14 protein-coding genes and 1 pseudogene are annotated in these 13,898 nt (G+C 74.1%); 6 read left to right on the top strand and 9 right to left on the bottom strand.

The window, feature by feature from the left end; translation table 11 throughout:
* Positions 1-246 precede the first annotated feature (246 nt).
* A complete protein-coding gene (locus tag ABZ885_RS24545; RefSeq protein ID WP_360192436.1) occupies positions 247-729 on the top strand; it encodes a DUF2269 family protein in 483 nt (160 codons plus the stop codon).
* A gap of 19 nt (positions 730-748) precedes the next feature.
* The gene (locus ABZ885_RS24540) at positions 749-1,573 is read left to right on the top strand and encodes a helix-turn-helix domain-containing protein (protein ID WP_360192433.1); all 825 of its coding nucleotides are present in this window, start codon (positions 749-751) and stop codon (positions 1,571-1,573) included.
* 56 nt (positions 1,574-1,629) lie between these two features.
* On the opposite strand, the gene ABZ885_RS24535 is transcribed toward ABZ885_RS24540, so the two are convergent.
* Both ABZ885_RS24535 and ABZ885_RS24530 read right to left on the bottom strand, forming a co-directional pair.
* A complete protein-coding gene (locus ABZ885_RS24535; RefSeq protein ID WP_360192430.1) occupies positions 1,630-2,103 on the bottom strand; it encodes a hypothetical protein in 474 nt (157 codons plus the stop codon).
* A gap of 107 nt (positions 2,104-2,210) precedes the next feature.
* Positions 2,211-3,305 (bottom strand): Lrp/AsnC family transcriptional regulator, encoded by a 1,095-nt coding sequence (locus ABZ885_RS24530; RefSeq protein ID WP_360192428.1) that lies wholly within the window; start codon positions 3,303-3,305, stop codon positions 2,211-2,213.
* A gap of 120 nt (positions 3,306-3,425) precedes the next feature.
* On the opposite strand from ABZ885_RS24530, the gene ABZ885_RS24525 reads away from it, so the two are divergent.
* The gene (locus ABZ885_RS24525) at positions 3,426-4,304 is read left to right on the top strand and encodes an inositol monophosphatase family protein (RefSeq protein WP_360192425.1); all 879 of its coding nucleotides are present in this window, start codon (positions 3,426-3,428) and stop codon (positions 4,302-4,304) included.
* An 86-nt stretch (positions 4,305-4,390) separates the two neighbouring features.
* On the opposite strand, the gene ABZ885_RS24520 is transcribed toward ABZ885_RS24525, so the two are convergent.
* From ABZ885_RS24520 to ABZ885_RS24495, 6 genes are all read right to left on the bottom strand, one after another.
* The gene (locus ABZ885_RS24520) at positions 4,391-5,347 is read right to left on the bottom strand and encodes an amidohydrolase family protein (protein WP_360192423.1); all 957 of its coding nucleotides are present in this window, start codon (positions 5,345-5,347) and stop codon (positions 4,391-4,393) included.
* Positions 5,344-6,978 (bottom strand): acyl-CoA dehydrogenase family protein, encoded by a 1,635-nt coding sequence (locus ABZ885_RS24515; protein WP_360192420.1) that lies wholly within the window; start codon positions 6,976-6,978, stop codon positions 5,344-5,346. The genes ABZ885_RS24520 and ABZ885_RS24515 overlap by 4 nt, the downstream gene beginning before the upstream one ends.
* Positions 6,962-7,591: a TetR/AcrR family transcriptional regulator gene (locus ABZ885_RS24510; RefSeq protein WP_360192418.1), complete on the bottom strand. Its 630-nt coding sequence runs from the start codon at positions 7,589-7,591 to the stop codon at positions 6,962-6,964. Before ABZ885_RS24510 ends, ABZ885_RS24515 begins: the two co-directional genes overlap by 17 nt.
* A 255-nt stretch (positions 7,592-7,846) precedes the next feature.
* Complete coding sequence (locus ABZ885_RS24505) at positions 7,847-9,322, bottom strand: S28 family serine protease (RefSeq protein ID WP_360192415.1); 1,476 nt, start codon at positions 9,320-9,322, stop codon at positions 7,847-7,849.
* A 140-nt stretch (positions 9,323-9,462) separates the two neighbouring features.
* Entirely contained in the window at positions 9,463-10,404 is a 942-nt protein-coding gene (locus ABZ885_RS24500) for a serine protease (protein WP_360192412.1), read from the bottom strand.
* Positions 10,405-10,510: 106 nt separating this feature from the next.
* On the bottom strand, positions 10,511-11,143 hold the full coding sequence (locus tag ABZ885_RS24495; protein WP_360192410.1) for a TetR family transcriptional regulator: 633 nt from the start codon (positions 11,141-11,143) through the stop codon (positions 10,511-10,513).
* 124 nt (positions 11,144-11,267) lie between these two features.
* Here ABZ885_RS24495 and ABZ885_RS24490 point away from each other — a divergent pair, with 124 nt between their 5' ends.
* The 3 genes from ABZ885_RS24490 (at position 11,268) to ABZ885_RS24480 (ending at position 12,890) form a co-directional block, all read left to right on the top strand.
* Positions 11,268-11,423 carry a hypothetical protein gene (locus ABZ885_RS24490; RefSeq protein WP_360192407.1) on the top strand — a complete coding sequence of 52 codons (156 nt, stop codon included), beginning with the start codon at positions 11,268-11,270 and terminating at the stop codon, positions 11,421-11,423.
* Positions 11,424-11,464: 41 nt separating this feature from the next.
* Positions 11,465-11,782, top strand: a complete 318-nt coding sequence (locus ABZ885_RS24485; protein ID WP_360192404.1) for a DUF4190 domain-containing protein — start codon at positions 11,465-11,467, stop codon at positions 11,780-11,782.
* Positions 11,783-12,068: 286 nt separating this feature from the next.
* A complete protein-coding gene (locus tag ABZ885_RS24480; protein ID WP_360192439.1) occupies positions 12,069-12,890 on the top strand; it encodes a metallophosphoesterase in 822 nt (273 codons plus the stop codon).
* 170 nt (positions 12,891-13,060) lie between these two features.
* Here ABZ885_RS24480 and ABZ885_RS24475 read toward each other — a convergent pair.
* Positions 13,061-13,801, bottom strand: a pseudogene (locus tag ABZ885_RS24475) (ABC transporter permease); the annotation flags it as partial.
* Between the last annotated feature and the right edge of the window lie 97 nt (positions 13,802-13,898).

Here is a 13,898-nt window from a genome sequence, read left to right as displayed (position 1 = left end):
GCGTTCCCGCGGGGTCGTGGAGAGGATCAGCCCGAGGGCGGACGGCACCATCCCCCCGGACGCCGCGCCCTGGACGAAGCGCGCGGCGATCAGCCGCCCGCCCCGCTCCGGGGCCCGACCCCACGCGGCCGGGCCCCGGATAAGCGGTGTTAGCGTGCCTGCTCGGGGCACGGAAACCGACGGCCCCGGCTGCCCGCGCCGTGTCGCCGGCGCGCAGCCCCCGTTGGATCAAGGGGTGCTCCCGCCATGGCCAAGTTCCTGCTGAGCCTGCACGTCCTCGCCTCGGTGCTGTTCATCGGCCCGGTGGCGGTGGCCGTCAGCATGTTCCCGCGCCGGGCGAAGGCCGCGCTGGCCGGCGGCCCCGACCGGGCGGCCGAGGCGGGCACGCTGCGCCTGCTGCACCGGATCACCCAGGTCTACGCCCTGCTGGGGATAGCCGTCCCGGTGATGGGCATCGGCGTGGCCCAGGTGATGGACGTGCTCGGACAGTCCTGGCTGATCGTCTCGATGGTGCTCACCGCGCTCGCCGCGCTCTCCCTGCTGCTCTTCGTGCTGCCCCCCCAGCAGGCGGCGGTGGACGCGCTCGACCTCGACGCCGCGGCACCGGAGCACGGCAAGGCGGTCCAGGGCCTGCGACTGCTGCCGATGACCGCCGGCGTCTTCAACCTGCTCTGGGCGGTGGTCGTGGTGCTGATGATCATCCGGCCGGGGTCGACCACCGGCGTCTGAGCGCAGTAGTTTCCTGCTCATGGCGATCATCGGTGTCATGGGTGCCGAGGCGGGTACGGGAGTCGGGCCGCTGCTGCGCGGCTGGCGCGAACGGCGACAGCTCAGCCAGCTGCAGCTGGCCCTCCAGGCCGACTCCTCGACCCGGCACATCAGCTTCATCGAGAACGGGCGGTCCCGCCCGAGCCAGGAGATGGTGCTCCGGCTCGCCGAGCACCTGGACGTCCCGGTGCGCGAGCGCAACTCCCTGCTGCTGGCCGCCGGTTACGCCCCGCACTACCCCGAGACTCCGCTGGACGACCCGGCGATGGACGCGCTGCGGGGCGGCGTGGAGCGGCTGCTGGCCGCGCACGACCCGTACCCGGCCCTGGTGGTCGACGGCACCTTCCGGGTGCTGGCGGCCAACCGCTCGCTCGGCCTGCTGCTCACCGGCGTCGCCCCGCACCTGCTGGAGCCGCCGCTGAACGCGATGCGGATCACCCTGCACCCCGAGGGCGTGGCGCCGCGCATCGTCAACTTCCGGCAGTGGCGCCGGCACCTGCTGGAGCGGATGGAGCACCAGATCTCGCTGGTCCGCTCCGAGCCGCTGCGCCGGCTGTTCGAGGAGGTCTCGGCCTACCCCGAGCCGGAGTCGGCGCTCCAGGAGCCGGAGGAGGACATCACCGAGCTGTTCCCGTTCGCGCTGCCCCTGCGGATCGCGTACGAGGGCCGGGTGCTGTCGTTCCTCTCCACCATCGCGACCTTCAACACGCCCATGGACGTGACCGTCTCCGAGCTGGCCATGGAGACGTTCCTCCCGGCCGACGCGGAGACGGTCGCGTTCCTGCAGGCGGCGCTGAACCCGTAGCGGTCCCGCTTCAGCTGGGGCGGGCGGCGGCGGCCGGTCCGGGCGGCGGTCCGGCTTCAGCTGGGGCGGGCGGCGGCGGCCGTGCGGCGCAGGGCGGTGAACTGGAGGACGGCGAACAGCATCACGGTGCCGGCCTGCAGCGGGATCCAGACCAGGCCGGCGGTGCTCGGCTCCAGCCAGAACTCCATCGCCACCAGGCTGAGCACCGCCCAGGCCAGGTTGATGTCGATCACCGCCTGCACGGCCGGCCGGGTGGGGCGGGGGCGGGCGGCCAGCAGGGCGACGGCGAGGCCGAACGCCGCGAGGACGGCGCCGAGTTCGACCAGGGTGGAGGCGCCGACGCCGAGCAGGTCGCCGAGCGGGCCGGCGAAGGCCAGGTAGGCGAGACCGTTGCCCCCGCTGACCACCGCGTCCAGGGCGAGGAAGCGGCGCAGGTTCCGCCGGGCCTTCCGGTCGGCGGCGGTGCCGGTGGTGGTGCCGGTGGTGGTGCCGGTGGTGGCGCGGGCGGCGGTGAAGGTGTTCGCGGACATGGCGGATCAGCCTCCGGAGGTGGGGTTCTGGTCCCCGGTGCGGTCGGCGTTCCCGGGGTGTTCACCACTCTGCCCGGCCGGTTCGGAGGCGTCGATTACCTCCGGGGTCATGCCCCGGAGGCGGCCCGGGTGCGCGGCGGCTCGGACGCCCGGGTGCGCGACGCCCGGGTGCGCGACGCCCCGGGGGCCCGGGTGTGCGGCGGCCGGTGCGCGTTCGGGGCGGGCCGCTGGAGGGGCACGCCGGCCCGCTTGACCGCGCGGGCCACGATGGCGGTCTCGGCCCGGTCGACACCCAGCGGTCCGAGCGTCCCGGTGAGGAAGCGGTAGAGCCCGCCGTGGTCCGTACAGAACAGAGCCGCCATCAGGTTGGCCGGCCCGCTGGTGGCGAAGACGCCGTGCACCTGCGGGTGCCGGGCGAGCGCCGTCCCGACCTCCGCGAGCCGGCCCGGCGGGACGTCGAGCCAGAGGTTGGCGTCCACGGCCATGCCCAACAGCCGCGGATCGACGGTGGCGTGGGTACGCAGCAGCCCCGCCGCGGCGAGCCGGTGCAGCCGGCGCCGGACGGTCGACTCCGGCGCGCCGACGGCCGCCGCCAGCGCGGCGTGGGACTGCCGGGCGTCGACGGCGAGCCTGGCCAGCAGGGCGCGGTCGAGCTCGTCGAGCGCGGTCTCCCCCGGGTGCGCCCGCGGCACGGCCGGCGGGGTGAGGGCGGCCACCTCGTCCTCGTCCAGGTGGCCGGCCTGCCACTGCCCCGCGTCGGAGAAGGCGTGCAGCACGGCGTGGGTGGTGGTCTCGGTGACCGCGGCGGTGGCCGGCAGCTGCGCGTACAGCAGCCGGTCCCGGGAGCCGGCGTCGCCGAGCATCACCGCGCCGACCTCCTGGCCGCCGAGCATCACGTCGACGAACGGCACGTCCGGCCGGTCGGCCAGGGCCTGTGCGATGGTGTCGACCTTCCCGCGCAGCACCCGGACCCGGAGCAGCAGCGCGCCGACCGCGGCGTCCTCGACGTCGGGCATCCGGACCACCCGCAGCAGCCCGGCCTGCTGCATCCGGGCCAGCCGGCGGGTGACCGTGCGGGCGGAGACCCCGAGCACCTCGGCGATCCGGCCGGTCTCGGCCCGGCCGTCGATCTGCAGCGCGCAGACCAGACGGCGGTCCAGGGTGTCCAGCACGGTGTCCGGATCGGCTGTCGAGAGGTCCATGGTGTCCGATCTCCGTCGCTTCCGGCTGTTGCAGAGTCCTGTTCGGCAGCACGGACGGTACTCCTTGTCCCGGGCGGCCGGAAGATCGCGGCCGGCGGGACCGGAGACAGGAGGACGGCGATGAGCCAGGTGAGCCACGTGACCGATCGGGTGGCGGCGCAGGGGACGGACGGCGTGGCGGCGCAGGGGACGGACGAGGTCGCGGAGCTCAGGGAGCTGCTGCCCGGGGTCGAGGCGGCGGTGCGCGAGGTCGGTGCGCGGCTGGCGGCGCTGCGTCCGGCCGAGCCCACCCCCGGCCGGACGGCGGCGGAGGCGATGGCGCACTTCGCCGAGCTGGACGGCCCGGCCGCCGCCGAACTCCGGGCCCGGCTGGGCGTACTGCGCCCGCAGGCCGGCTGGGTGACGGACGAGCTGGAGGGCACGGTGCCGGCCGCGGGCGAGTGGTGGCTCTGCGACGCCACCGACGGCGCCGTGCAGTACCTGCTCGGCCAGCCGCACTGGGCGGTCACCGCGACCCTGGTCCGGGACGGCGTCGCGGTGCTGGCCGTGGTGCACGCGCCGGAGCTCGGCGGGCGGACGTACCGGGCCGTACGGGGCGGCGGCGCCGAGCTGGACGGGCGCGCCGTCGCGCCGCTGGAGCGCGAACTGCCGGTCGCCGTCGCCGCCACCAGCCAGCCGCCGTCGGCCGCCGGGGACCGGGTGGCGCTGCGCCGGGCGGGCGAGTCGCTGACGGCGGTCCTGGGCGAGGTGCTGGCGGTGCGCAACCTGGGGCCGACGGCGCTGCAGGTCGCCCAGGTCGGCTCCGGGCACCTCACGCTGTTCTGGGAGTACGGGGCGGACGCGGGCAACCTGCTGCCGGGCGCGCTGATCGCGGCCGAGGCGGGCGCGACGGTCACGGACGCGGCCGGGGCGGCCTGGACGGCCGGCTCCGACAGCTTCCTGGCCGCCCCGCCCGCCCTGCACGGGGAGGTGGTGGAGGTCCTGCGCCGGGTGGGCTGAGCGCGGGCGGGCGCCCCCGGTGGGGTGGGCACCCTCGGTGGGGTGGGTGCCCCGGCGGGATGGGCGCGCCCCTGGCGGGTGGGCGGTCAGCCGGTGGGCGCGGGGAGCCCGAACAGCCGGGCCGCGTTGTCGTGGCAGACGGCGCGCAGCCAGTCCTCCCCCAGCCCCAGCCGGTCCAGCACCTCCAGCTGGTGCACGTACCGGTACGGGATGTTGGGGAAGTCGCTGCCGAGCAGGACGCGGTCCCCGAGCCCGGCCAGCCGGGGCAGCCCGGCGGGCGGGAACGGGGTGTCGCGCTCCACGAAATCGGTGAACGCCATGGTGGTGTCGAGCCGGACCTCCGGGTAGCGCTCGGCGAGGTCGAGGAAGTCCGTGTACTCGGGCAGCCCGAGGTGGGCGACCACCAGGACCAGGCGGGGGTGCCTGGCCAGCACCTCACCGATCGGACCGGGGCCGGTGTGCTTGCCGGGGACCGGGCCGGAGCCGCAGTGCGTCACCACCGGGGTGCCGGTCTCGGCCAGCAGCCCCCAGACCTCGTCCAGCCGCCGGTCCGTCGGGTCGTACCCGCCGACCTGGAGGTGCGCCTTGAATACCCGGGCGCCGTCCTCGACCGCCCGGGCCACGTACCCGGGCGCGCCGGGTTCGGGGAAGAAGGTGGCGGTGTGCAGGCAGTCCGGCGTGCGGGCGGCGAAGTCGGCGGACCAGCCGTTGAGCCAGGCGGCCATGCCGGGCTTGTGCGGGTAGAGCATCGAAGTGAACGCCCGGACGCCGAAGTCCCGCAGCCGCCGGACGCGTTCGTCCTCGGTCTGGCGGTAGGTGATCGGCCACGGCCGGTCGACCAGCGGACCGGCCGCGTCGAAGTACGCCCACACCTTGTCGAGGACGTTCTTCGGCATGAAGTGGGTGTGCACGTCGACCAGGCCGGGCAGGCCGAGGCGCTGCCAGAAGGCGCGGACCTCGGCCGTCTCGGCTGCCTCTGCCGTCTCGGCTGACCCGGCTGACCGGGCGTCGGGGCCTGCCGGCACCGGTGCGCCGCCGCTCATGCGGGCACCGGGCGGGCGCGGTCGATGATCGCCCCGGCGTCGGTGCCGGCGGGCAGCGTGCCGAAGGCGGCGCCGTGGTCGCCGCCGAGGCGGGAGGCGCAGAACGCGTCGGCCACTGCCGGGTCGCCGTGGCGGACCAGCAGCGAGCCCTGGAAGGCCAGCGCCATCGACTCGACCAGCCGGCGGGTGCGGAACTCCAGGTCGTCCTGGTCGGAGAGCTGCTTGCGGAGGTCGGCGACGGCGGCGTCGAGCCTGCGGTCCGCGCCGGCCGCCGCGTCCAGCTCGCCGAGGAAGGCCTCGACGGTGTCCGGCCGCTTGGCCATGGCGCGCAGCGCGTCCAGGGCGGCGACGTTGCCCGAGCCCTCCCAGATCGAGACCAGCGGCGCCTCCCGGTAGAGCCGGGGCATGCCGGACTCCTCGACGTAGCCGTTGCCGCCCAGGCACTCCAGCGCCTCGGCGGCGTGCGCCGGACCGCGCTTGCAGACCCAGTACTTGGAGACCGCCAGCCCCAGCCGCCGGACCAGCGCCTCGGTCTCGTCCCCGGCGAGCGCCTTGTCGGTGGCCTCGGCGAGCCGCATCGCGACGGTGGTCGCCGCCTCGGACTCCACCACCAGGTCGGCCAGCACGTTGCGCATCAGCGGCTGGTCGACCAGCGCCCTGCCGAACGCGTGCCGGTGGACGGCGTGCTGGACGGCCCGGGTGGCGCCGAGCCGCATGCCGGAGGCGGCGCCGATGGTGCAGTCGAGGCGGGTCATGTTGACCATCTCGATGATGGTCGGGACGCCCCGGCCCTCCTCCCCGACCAGCCAGCCGACCGCCTCGTCGTACTCGAGTTCGGCGGAGGCGTTCGACTTGTTGCCCAGCTTGTCCTTGAGCCGCTGGATCCGGAGCCGGTTGCGGCTGCCGTCCGGGAGGACGCGCGGCAGCATGAAGCAGCTGAGCCCGCCGGGCGCCTGGGCCAGCGTCAGGAAGAGGTCCGACATCGGCGCCGAGGTGAACCACTTGTGGCCGGTCAGCCGGTAGGTGCCGTCCGCGTGCGGCGCGGCGGTGGTGGTGTTGGTGCGGACGTCCGAACCGCCCTGCTTCTCCGTCATCGACATGCCGGCGATCAGCCCGCGCTTGCCGTGCGGCTCGCGCAGCCCGAAGTCGTACGCGGTCGAGGCGAGCAGCGGCTCCAGCCCCTCGGCGAGGGCGGGGGTCGCGCGCAGGGCGGGGACGGCGGCGTAGGTCATCGAGATCGGGCAGGTGTGACCGGCCTCGACCTGGCCCCACACGAGGAACTTGGCCGCCCGGGCGGAGTGCGCGCCGGGCCGGTCGTCGCGCCAGGGCGCGGCGTGCAGGCCGTGGCCGACCGCGGTGCGCATCAGCTCGTGCCAGGCGGGGTGGAACTCCACCTCGTCGATCCGGTGGCCGAAGCGGTCGTGGGTGCGCAGCACGGGCGGGTACTCGTTGGCCAGCCGGCCCCACTCGGCGGCCTGCTCGGAGCCGGCCAGGCGGCCGAGCTCGTGCAGTTCCGGCTCGGCCCAGCCGGCGCCGGCCCGGTGCAGGGCGGCGAGCAGAGCCGGATCGTCGGCGGTGTCGTGTCCGTACGGCAGGGGCACCTGGTTGGTGACCTCATGCGTCGCTGTCATCGCGTCCTCCCAGGGCACGCAGGGTGAAGGAGACCAGGGCGGGGACCACCTCGGGCACGGTGTCCCCGGTGGCGGGGGTGTGGGCCGCCACGAGCGGGCCGGCCAGGGCCTCGCCGACCGCGCCGACCAGGGCGGCGGCGGTGAGTTCCGGGTCCTGGCGGGGCAGTTCGCCGGCCGCCACGGCGGCGGTGATCTGGGCGGCGATCACGTCGCGGAACGCCCGCCGGAACACCAGGCGTTCGCTGTCCACGACGCCGTCGGCCGGCTCGACCAGCAGGGCGTAGGCGAGCCTCGGCGCGCGTAGGGCGCGGGCGGCGAAGGTCTCGACGACGGCGGCGACCCGCTGCTGCGGGGTCTCACGGCGGGCGACGGCCTCGTTGACGGCGGCGATCTCGCGGGTGACCACCCGGCGGAACAGCTCGACCGACAGCTCGGCCTTGTTGGCGAAGTGCTGGTAGAGGCTGCCGGTGGCGATTCCGGCGCGTTCCGCCACGGCGGCCATCGAGCAGCCCCCGTAGCCGCGCTCGGCGAGCAGCCCGACGGCGGCCTGGAGCACCGCCTCGCGCTGGGCGTCCAGGCGGGCTTGGACGGCGGGGGTGCGTCGGTAGGCCATGGAAGCATTGAAGCACCGATTCACTGCTTCGGGGAGGGGGCGCGCGGGGATTCGGCCGCGGCGCGCGAGGGGGCGGGGGCGCGGCACGGGGATGCGGGCGCGGCGCGGGGATGCGGGTGGGACTTGGGGGGGACGGGCCGGGGATGCGGGCGCGGCGCGGGCAGGCGTGCGCGGCGCAGCGCGGCGCGGGCAGGCGAAAGGGCCACCCGCCGGCGTGGTGGCCGGCGGGTGGCCCCTGGACGGAGCGCGCGACCGTTACGGCCGGTCGCGCTCCACCTTCAGGCCCTCCTCGTCCAGCGGGCCGAACGGCGGGATCTGGTGGCCCTGGGCGAGCGAGCGGGCGCCCGGGTCGGCCAGACCAGCCCACTCCAGCACCTTGGCGGCGGCCGCCGCCGACTCCGCCGGCGGCAGCTTGCCGATGTTGGAGCCGTGGTTGCCGCCGGGCACGGTGTAGACGTAGCTGTCCTCGCTGCCCCAGCCCAGCCGGAACGGCTCGGCACCCCACGGGTCGTTCTGCCCGTAGACGAAGATGATCCGTTCGGCCGAGTGCCGAACCCAGCGGTCGATGTCACGCATCGCCGACGGGTCGAAGCGCATCGGGATGTTCTTCGGCACGTAGGTGCGCGGCGAGTACAGCTCCTTGAAGTCGTAGTGCTGCACGCCCTTGAGGTGCGGCACCTCGAACGTCGGCGAGCCCAGCTCGGTGCCCGCCTGGTAGTAGTACGGGGTGTACGTGGCGAGCGACTGGTCACTGTTGCCGGTGATGCCGACCTGGGCGTCGAACCACGCGTACAGCTGGTCGTCGGTGGCGGTGGCCGCCACCGGGACGCCGGCGCAGTCCGCCTCGGTGCTGTACTGCCAGAACGCCCAGACGGTGTCGAGCGCGCCGGCCTCGTAAGCCCGGTCGGCACTGCCGGTGGTGGTGAACGTCGAGCCGGCCTTCTCGTTGTCCGCCACGAAGCGGGCCTCCAGCCGGTCGCGGCGGACCAGCAGCTCACGCTGGGCGGCGGCGAGCGCGGCACGGCACTCCGGGGTGCCGACGTTCTGGAAGAACTCGGTGTAGGCGGAGTCCTCGCGGTTGTCGACGTCGTTCGGCGCGACGTACGCGATGGTGCCGTTCACGTCGTCGGGGAAGAAGCGGCGGTGGTAGGTCGAGGACATGCCGCCCTTGCTGGCCCCGGTGGAGAGCCACTCGCGCTGGTAGATCCGCTTCAGCGCGGTGATGATCCGGTGCGAGTCGGTGGCGGCCTGGCGGATGCCCGCCTTGGTCCAGTCGGCGGGCTCCGGGCGGGACGGCGTGAAGTAGCGGTACTCGATCGAGACCTGGTTGCCGTCGGTCAGCCGGGCCGGCTCGGTGCGGGACGGCGTGGTGCGGAGCGTGTAGCCGTTGGTGTAGAACACGGTCGGCCGGTCGTACCCGCGGTGCAGCACGCTCAGCCGCTGCTGGAAGGTGCCCAGCCAGGGGCGGAAGTGGTCGATCGGCTGGGTGTAGGTGAGCAGGAAGTAACGGTGGTCGGCGTCGGTGGGGACCTCCTCGGTGAGGGTCATCCCCGGGATCGCCGCGAGCCGGTCCTTGATGTCGGCCTTGGGGTCGTCGGCGACGGAGGCGGCCGCGCCGGCCCCGGCTCCCGCGCCCGGGTCGGGCTGCGCCAGGGCGGGCGTCGCCGCGCCGAGGCCGAGCAGCGGTATCAGCAGAACGGCGACCAGCAGCCTTCTGAGCTTGGTGGACATCAACTCTCCATCTGATCAACGGAACTGTTGGACACTCTCCGGCAGCCGGCGGCCGGCTGCCGGTCGGACGGGCCGTCCGGTAGACGGCCGAGTGGGCCACCCGCCGATCGCGGGTGGCCCACCGGGGAAGGGTGTGCTGGTCAGGGGCGGGGCAGGGTGCAGCCCGGACGGGTGAGGTCGAGGCGGTTGCCGGCGGCGAAGCAGGCCGGGATGCCGTAGGTCTCCTGGGCGTAGTTGATGCCCTGGCGGACGGTCACCACGCCGTTCTGGTCGACCTCGCAGGGGTTGTTGTCGGTGCAGCGCTGGCCGTCCTCGTTGCCGGTGTTGTTCACGGCGACGACCTGGCCGGTGGCGACGTCGACCACCGGCGAGCCGGAGGTACCGCCGATGGTGTTGCAGCTGGAGGTGTAACGGACCGAGTCCTTCCAGGTCCAGGAACCCTCCTTCAGCCGGTACACGAAGCCGTCGATCGAGCAGGAGTAGATCTTCTTCCAGTACCCGGAGACGACCTTGATCGAGCTGCCCTGGGCCGGGTGGCCCGCCGCGATGGTCAGCGGGGCGATCCCGTACTTCGACTGGATCGCGGCGTAGGTGGTGTTCAGCTGGTAGATCGACACGTCGGTGTCGGTCATGGTCCCGTAGACCACCTTGGTGGCGCGCAGCGTGGCGGCCTTGCCGCCGGTCGAGTTGAGCAGCGAGAAGCTGCGGTTCGAGGACTGGTTGACCACGACCTCACCGGGGCCGGGGAATCCGCTCTCCAGGCAGTGGCCGTTGGAGAGGACGAGGGCCGGGTCGGTGGCGGCCGAGGCGGGGAGGCGCACCAGCGAGCCGGAGCAGTTGCTGAGCGCCACGGTGCCGGCGAAGTTCACGGCGGCGGCGGCCTGGGGCCGGAGATCCTGGGACTGGAGATCCTGCGGCTGGAGATCCTGGAGCTGGAGGCCCTGGGACTGTTCCGCCTGCGACGACTGCGGGGTGCCGTCGGCGGATGCCTGCGGGAGGGCTGCGGCGGTGGGGGCTCCGGCGAGGGCGGTTGCCCCGGCGAGCAGGAGCGCGGCGAACATGCCTATGAGCGGCTTCTTCATGAGAGACCTCTCGTTGTGGGGGTGCACCAAAGCTGGCGCGGACATGACGCAATGTCAAGGGTCCACCCACAACGGAGAGGTCAGGCGGCCGGACCGGCCGAATACCTCAACTTCCCTGCCAGTGACGGCGACCGAGACTGATCAGCCGCAACTGGAACCGGGCGCTGACGGCGATCCGCCGCTCCCGACCCGGATCGCCGGCCTCCTGCGCCTCCAGGAAGGCGGCGGCCGTGGAGACCACCCGGTCGACGTACAGCTCCGCCAGCATCCGCAGGTCCTCCGGACTCCACCCCCGGGACACCGGCTGGAGCGCGAGCGCCGCGTCCACCTCCTCGGCGAACCGGCCCAGCTCGGCGTCGATCGCCTCCCGCACCTGCCGCACGCCCCCGTGCCGCTCGCGCGCCAGGAAGCGCACGTGCGGGTGGTGCTCGCGGACGTGCTGCTCGATGACGTCCACCGTCCGGTCGATCAGCTCCTCGGCCCCGCCCGCCCCGGCGAGCACCGAACGGACCAGGACGTGAAGACTGGCGAGCGACTCCTCGACCAGGGCGACGCCGAGCGCGGCGAGGTCCGGGAAGTGCCGGTAGAACGCGGCCGGTGACAGCCCGGCGGCCCGGGTCACCTCGCGCACGCCGAGGCTCGCGAGGTTCTGGTCGGCCAGCAGGCCCAGCCCCGCGTCCAGCAACGCGCGCCGACTCTGCTGCTTCTGGGCCTGTCTGGCCCCCACGGTGTGACTCACGCCATTCAGTAAACAAGTGTTTGCCGAACTTGGCCAGTCGGGCGTAGAGTGGCGGAGGATTCAGCGAACAGTTGTAAACCGAAAGTCGTGCCGACCCTCGGCACGGCCACAGGAGGGGCCCGCCATGATCCTGCTCACCGCCCTGGTCGCCCTGGGTGTCATCGTCGGCGCCGCCGCGCACACCTCGCTCCCGGTCTTCCTCACCGCCTCCGCCGCCATCGCCGCCTGGCTGCTCGCGTTCGGCGCCCGCGAGGGCATCGCGCGCCTGCGGCAGCACTGAGACTCACCCCCCTCTCCTTCACGGAAGGACCAGCCGTCACCATGAGCACAGCCACGAGCACCGCTGCGAGCACCGCTACAAGCACCGCGAGCACCGCCGCGGGCGGGACGCCCCGTCACGCCACCGCCGAGGCCGACAACCTGGCCGTCGCCTCCTTCCTGCTCGGCCTTCCGGGCCTGCTGCTCTTCAACCTCGTCCTCGGACCGCTCGCCATCGTCCTCGGCACGCTCGCCCTGGTCCGGGGCACCCGCCGCCGCGGGCGCGCCGTCCTCGGCCTGCTGCTCGGCGTCTCCGCGCTGGCCATCCTCGCCGTCACCACCTTCGGCGGGCACGGCGTCCTCTGGCAGTTCGGCGACTGACGCCCGGCGCCGGCATCCCGGACCCGGCTCCACGGCACCGGCACCGACACCGGCACCGGCACCGCTCGACAGGCGCCCGCACCCCTCGGCGGGCGCCGGCCCGGGGAGCGGAACCCCGCCGCTCGAACGACCGATCCAGCCAACCTTCGGCGCCACGACCGCTCGCCCCCGTACTGTGGCGACATCGGCCGGGTGAACACAGGGGGCTGGAGTGACGACCGAGTACCAGAGTGACGCGCAATCGGGACGGGCCGGAGCGCCCGGAGGCCCCGGACGGGCAGGCCGACTGCTCGCCGTGAGCGACCTCCACGTCTCCTACCAGGAGAACCGTGACCTGGTGGAGAAACTACAACCCGACTCCCCCGACGACTGGTTGATCGTCGCCGGTGACGTCGCCGAACTCACCACCTCCATCGAGTGGGCGCTCGGCCTGCTCGCCGAACGCTTCGCCAAGGTCATCTGGGCGCCCGGCAACCACGAGCTGTGGACCCATCCCGAGGACCCGGTCCAGCTCCGCGGTGTGGCCCGCTACGAGCACCTTCTGGAGCTCTGCCGCCGCCTCGGCGTCGTGACCCCCGAGGACCCGTACCCGGTCTGGGAGGGCCCTGGCGGACCGGTCGCCATCGCGCCGCTTTTCCTGCTGTACGACTACTCCTTCCGTGCGCCGGGGACGACCACCAAGGAGGAGTCCCTGGCGGTCGCGTACGACAGCGGCGTGGTCTGCGCGGACGAGCGGATGCTCCACCCGGACCCGTTCCCGGACCGCGACTCCTGGTGTCGTGAACGCGTCCGGATCACCGAGCAGCGGCTCGCGGCCCACGACCCGGACCTGCCGCTGGTCCTGGTCAACCACTATCCGCTGGTCCGCCACCCCACCGAGGTCCTCTGGTACCCGGAGTTCGCGCAGTGGTGCGGCACCGAGCTGACGGCCGACTGGCACCGCCGCTTCAACACCGCCACGATGATCTACGGCCATCTGCACATCCCCCGGGTGACCAACTACGACGGCGTCCGCTTCGAGGAGGTCTCGCTCGGCTACCCCCGCGAGTGGCGCAAGCGCGGCCTGCCCAACCCGCTGCTGCGGCAGGTCTTCCCGCACAAGGGCTGAACCCACGGCGGGACTCACGGCGGGACTTACGGCGGGACTCACGCCGGGCCTCACGGCGGGACTCACGGCGGGGCGGAGTCCCGCGGCCGGGTGGGCCCTGCCACGGCGGGCGGACCGGCGGGGCGGAGGCCCGGCGGGGTGGGCGGCCCGGTGTCGCCCCCGCCCCCGCCTCACTCCGCCGCGATCGCCCGGAGCACGTCCAGCCGGGCCGCCCGGCCCGCCGGACGGAGGCCGGCCACCGCACCCGCCAGCAGCCCGGCCGCCAGCACCACCGCGAGCTGTGCCGGCGGTATCGCGAACGAGCTCGTCCCCGCACTGTCCGAGGCCCGCACCAGCGCCCAGCCGAGGAAGGCCCCGAGCCCGAGCCCGCCGACCGTTCCGAACGCGGCCACCAGCACCGACTCCCAGCGCACCATGCCCCGCAGCTGCGCCCTGGTCTGTCCGACCGCCCGCAGCAGGCCCAGCTCCCTGGTCCGCTCGTGCACGGCCAGCGTCAGCGTGTTGGCGATGCCGAGCAGTGCGATCAGCACCGCCAGTGCCAGCAGCGCGTAGACCACCGAGAGCATCATGTCGACCCCGCCGGCGGCGCTCTCCGCGTACTCGTCCCGGTCCTGCACCTGCGGGTTCCCGAACGGGGCCGCGGCCTTCTCGACGGCGGCTTTGCCCGTGCCGAACGCCACCCCGTCCTTCAGCCCGACGGCCACCATGGTGTCGGCGTCCTGGCCGCGGTGCGGGGCCCAGGCCTGGCGGGTCATCAGGTAGTCCCCGGCCAGCCCGCCGCCCTCGTAGAGGGCGCGGATGGTGAAGGGTCCGCTTGCGCCGTCCGTGAAGCCGACGGTGACGCTCTGGCCGAGCCGCCAGCCGTGCTGCCCGGCCTCGCTGCGCGAGACCGCCAGGCCGTCGGCGCCGAGGGTCCAGGCGGTGGTCGTCGAGCGCCGAGTAGGCCGGGTGCTCGGGGCGGACACCGGGGTAGGCGGTCACCGGGGTACCGACCGGGTAGCGGTCGTT

It is taken from the genome of Kitasatospora sp. NPDC047058, from assembly GCF_040643935.1.
Lineage (GTDB): Bacteria > Actinomycetota > Actinomycetes > Streptomycetales > Streptomycetaceae > Kitasatospora.
Note: the sequence above shows the minus strand (reverse complement) of the source record. Positions and strands in the feature narration are given on the sequence as shown.

What these genes read in the sequence shown, in the direction of transcription:
- ABZ885_RS24545 (WP_360192436.1), top strand. Translation starts at nt 247, where the DNA reads ATGGCCAAGTTCCTGCTGAGCCTGCACGTCCTCGCCTCGGTGCTGTTC.
- ABZ885_RS24540 (WP_360192433.1), top strand. Translation starts at nt 749, where the DNA reads ATGGCGATCATCGGTGTCATGGGTGCCGAGGCGGGTACGGGAGTCGGG.
- ABZ885_RS24535 (WP_360192430.1), bottom strand. Translation starts at nt 2,103, where the DNA reads ATGTCCGCGAACACCTTCACCGCCGCCCGCGCCACCACCGGCACCACC.
- ABZ885_RS24530 (WP_360192428.1), bottom strand. Translation starts at nt 3,305, where the DNA reads ATGGACCTCTCGACAGCCGATCCGGACACCGTGCTGGACACCCTGGAC.
- ABZ885_RS24525 (WP_360192425.1), top strand. Translation starts at nt 3,426, where the DNA reads ATGAGCCAGGTGAGCCACGTGACCGATCGGGTGGCGGCGCAGGGGACG.
- ABZ885_RS24520 (WP_360192423.1), bottom strand. Translation starts at nt 5,347, where the DNA reads ATGAGCGGCGGCGCACCGGTGCCGGCAGGCCCCGACGCCCGGTCAGCC.
- ABZ885_RS24515 (WP_360192420.1), bottom strand. Translation starts at nt 6,978, where the DNA reads ATGACAGCGACGCATGAGGTCACCAACCAGGTGCCCCTGCCGTACGGA.
- ABZ885_RS24510 (WP_360192418.1), bottom strand. Translation starts at nt 7,591, where the DNA reads ATGGCCTACCGACGCACCCCCGCCGTCCAAGCCCGCCTGGACGCCCAG.
- ABZ885_RS24505 (WP_360192415.1), bottom strand. Translation starts at nt 9,322, where the DNA reads ATGTCCACCAAGCTCAGAAGGCTGCTGGTCGCCGTTCTGCTGATACCG.
- ABZ885_RS24500 (WP_360192412.1), bottom strand. Translation starts at nt 10,404, where the DNA reads ATGAAGAAGCCGCTCATAGGCATGTTCGCCGCGCTCCTGCTCGCCGGG.
- ABZ885_RS24490 (WP_360192407.1), top strand. Translation starts at nt 11,268, where the DNA reads ATGATCCTGCTCACCGCCCTGGTCGCCCTGGGTGTCATCGTCGGCGCC.
- ABZ885_RS24485 (WP_360192404.1), top strand. Translation starts at nt 11,465, where the DNA reads ATGAGCACAGCCACGAGCACCGCTGCGAGCACCGCTACAAGCACCGCG.